Below are 1,229 nucleotides of genomic sequence, written 5' to 3'. Positions count from 1 at the left end.
AATCAACGCAAGGGCAACCGCACCCCTGAAGAAGCCAACATGCCCCTGCGCAGCAAACCCCGTGCCCCTCTCCACCCAACGGTGGCTTTTGCAGAACAGTTTTGGCGCGAGCACCAAAGTCGGCAAGATCGGCAAGATTGAGGGTTGCCGTGCAAGCTAAGATCGGCGAACCCTGTTCCATCGATGAGGATCCGCGTCGGCCATGATGACCGTAATGGAGTTTTTTGCCCTCAGTGCCGGGGAGTGGATGTGCCAGCGCACCAGCCATCATTTGGCTTTTCGCCGCTCTGAGGGGGGGAGGTCGAGAGTCCAAATTGCAACGCTTTCGGCAACCGATCCGGCAGTCATACGGGTTTGCGAGTTGTTCAAGGTGGATCCCCGACGAGCTGTGGGAGCAGCGCGGGTGCAGTGGGATGGCGAGCAGGAGTGGGATAACGAAGAGTACAAGGGAGATGTGGTGCTGGTACCTATCCCCGATGAGACCGATCCCATGCGCGGGCAGTTGCTGCGGGATCAGGGCTACGCCGAGAAAGTGCCGGTGGCCGGTACCTATGTCATGGGATCCGATGGTGCCCTCACCCTCTACACCCAGTATGAGATGACCGAATCGGAAGAGCGCATTTGGTTTGCCAGCCCCAACTTGCGCCTGCGGGCCAGCACTGTCAAGCGGTTCGGCGGCTTCAGCATGGCCTCTTTCTGCTCAGAGGTGCGCAAACTCTCCGCCGGCCCTTCTCCCACCCCTACGGTGGCCGAATCCAGCCCTTTCCGCAGCTAGAGCTGTTTCTCCTCAACTGCAACGCGGGTTGTGCTATGCACCAAGTCTTGGATCTGGGGATTAACCTGCTCCACGCCAATCAACACCAGGCCGACCACAACCGGGAGCACTTTGATGCCTGGGGGGTGACCTGTCTGAACCTCATGAGCGCGCCGGGGGCGGGTAAGACCTCTTTGCTGGAGAAAACCGTGGCCGCTCTGGCTGACTCGCTGCGCCTGGCGGTGATCGAGGGGGACATGACGACCCAACTGGACGCGGAGCGGCTGCGTCGCTACGGGATCCCGGTGATCGCCATCAACACAGGGCGGGCCTGTCATTTGGATGCGGCCATGGTGGCCGGGGGCTTGCGGCAATTGGAAGCGCTACTGGATCCGCAGCAACTGGATTTGCTGCTGGTGGAAAATGTCGGCAACTTGGTCTGCCCGGCGGAGTTTGAGGTGGGGGAACACGCCAA

2 protein-coding genes are annotated in these 1,229 nt (G+C 60.7%); both read left to right on the top strand.

Annotated elements, in window-relative coordinates:
- The first annotated feature begins 202 nt into the window (after positions 1 to 202).
- Positions 203 to 775 carry a phycobiliprotein lyase gene (locus NW849_RS14280; protein WP_414358500.1) on the top strand — a complete coding sequence of 191 codons (573 nt, stop codon included), beginning with the start codon at positions 203 to 205 and terminating at the stop codon, positions 773 to 775.
- A gap of 35 nt (positions 776 to 810) precedes the next feature.
- Positions 811 to 1,229: hydrogenase nickel incorporation protein HypB (gene hypB / locus NW849_RS14275; RefSeq protein ID WP_414358498.1), on the top strand; the 419-nt coding region annotated here is incomplete at its 3' end.

This window comes from Synechococcus sp. R55.3 (genome assembly GCF_047461975.1).
Classification (GTDB): domain Bacteria; phylum Cyanobacteriota; class Cyanobacteriia; order Thermostichales; family Thermostichaceae; genus Thermostichus.
This window is presented reverse-complemented; position numbering and strand designations above follow the sequence as displayed.